This is a genomic window from Candidatus Komeilibacteria bacterium CG_4_10_14_0_2_um_filter_37_10, from assembly GCA_002793075.1.
In the GTDB taxonomy this organism is placed as follows: domain Bacteria; phylum Patescibacteriota; class Patescibacteriia; order UBA1558; family UBA1558; genus UM-FILTER-37-10.
Genome location: PFPO01000003.1, coordinates 1 through 1,453, shown reverse-complemented (window position 1 = coordinate 1,453; position 1,453 = coordinate 1). Strand labels below are relative to the sequence as shown.

The 1,453-nt window shown below is 35.1% G+C and carries 3 protein-coding genes; all 3 read right to left on the bottom strand.

Features of this window, described 5'->3' with window-relative positions:
• Nucleotides 1-183: ABC transporter (locus COX77_00100; protein PIZ99920.1), on the bottom strand; the 183-nt coding region annotated here is incomplete at its 3' end.
• A 1-nt stretch (nucleotide 184) separates the two neighbouring features.
• Nucleotides 185-1,117 carry a hypothetical protein gene (locus COX77_00095; protein ID PIZ99919.1) on the bottom strand — a complete coding sequence of 311 codons (933 nt, stop codon included), beginning with the start codon at nucleotides 1,115-1,117 and terminating at the stop codon, nucleotides 185-187.
• An 86-nt stretch (nucleotides 1,118-1,203) separates the two neighbouring features.
• On the bottom strand, nucleotides 1,204-1,453 hold a 250-nt coding region (locus COX77_00090), incomplete at its 5' end, for a hypothetical protein (GenBank protein ID PIZ99918.1).

Here is a 1,453-nt window from a genome sequence, read left to right as displayed (position 1 = left end):
CAACCAAGGTAATAAAGATAAATAATTTCTAATATTAGCTTGGCCTAATAAGAAAAAATCCTGCCAAAACAACCAGGATGAAACAACTAAAAAAATAGCAATAAAAATATAAGCAATCGGTGAATTAAAATATACTGCCAGCTCTTTGAAAAAAATTGTTTTTACTCGTGACCAATTCATCATATTATTGTTTGGTTAACTTCCTAAAAATATCTTCTAGCGTCATCTCTTCTTTATGTGACTCTAAGATGGACCAATGATCTTGTACTGCCGTTTGAAACATTTTTTCTCTAATATCTTCGTTAATTGCCAAAATCAATTTATAGGATAAAACGCTATCATTTTCTGAACCCAAAAAGATAACTTCTGTCACGCCACCAATCTGAGCCAAGCTGGTTTTCACTCGCGATTCATCACCCTTGGCTTTGAGATAATAAACAGCTTGTCCTGATACTTGCTGCGTTAATTCCTCCGGTCGTCCTTCAGCAACTTTTTTACCAGCGTTAATAATGACGACGCGATCACAAATAGCTTGTACTTCGGATAAAATATGAGTACACAAAATAACGGTTTTCTCTTTACCAATTTTCTTGATTAACTCTCTAATTTCAACTATCTGATTAGGGTCAAGTCCTGAGGTTGGCTCATCTAATATCAAAATTTCGGGCTGATGTAATAGTGCTTGCGCCAAACCAACGCGTTGACGATAGCCCTTGGATAGTTCACTAATTTGTTGACGTAAAACCTTTTCTATGCCACAAGTCTTCACTACTTCCCGCATTCTGTCCTTGATCTCTACTAGGGTTAATCCTCTAATTCTACCGACAAATAAAAGATACTCATAAACCTTCATATCTTCGTAAAGTGGGTTATTCTCGGGCAGATAGCCAATTCTCTTTCGGATGGCTAATGAATCCTCCAGTAAATCCAAATTATCCACCAGAATCTGTCCCTCGGTAGGTGCGATAAAACCGGTCAACATCTTCATAGTTGTTGTCTTGCCAGCACCATTGGGACCCAAAAAACCCATGATTTCACCGGGTTTAATTTCTAATGAAAAATCATCAACAGCCTTGATGTGATCATAGTATTTCTTTAAGTTTTGTAGAATAATCATATGTTGTATCTGGTAATACGCATAATATAACTCAATTATTATACGTTAAATTATTCAGCTATTCAAGACTATTAAAATAAAGCCTTCTATTTATCAATGCTGTTGTTTATTTCTAAATAGTTCTGCTGCTTTCGTAGGTGACAAACCGGCACTTTTTTTAAATCCGGTAGATAACTTTCAATTTGTAACCAAGTCTTTTCTATTTCGGAAAGTGGTAGCTGTCCGTCACATTCAAAAAAAATAACATTCTTCTTAATCTCTAATTTAATACCTTGATTAGCTAGTTCCGAAACGAGATCAACAAATAATTGAGGATTATCAAAATCTCTATTCTCA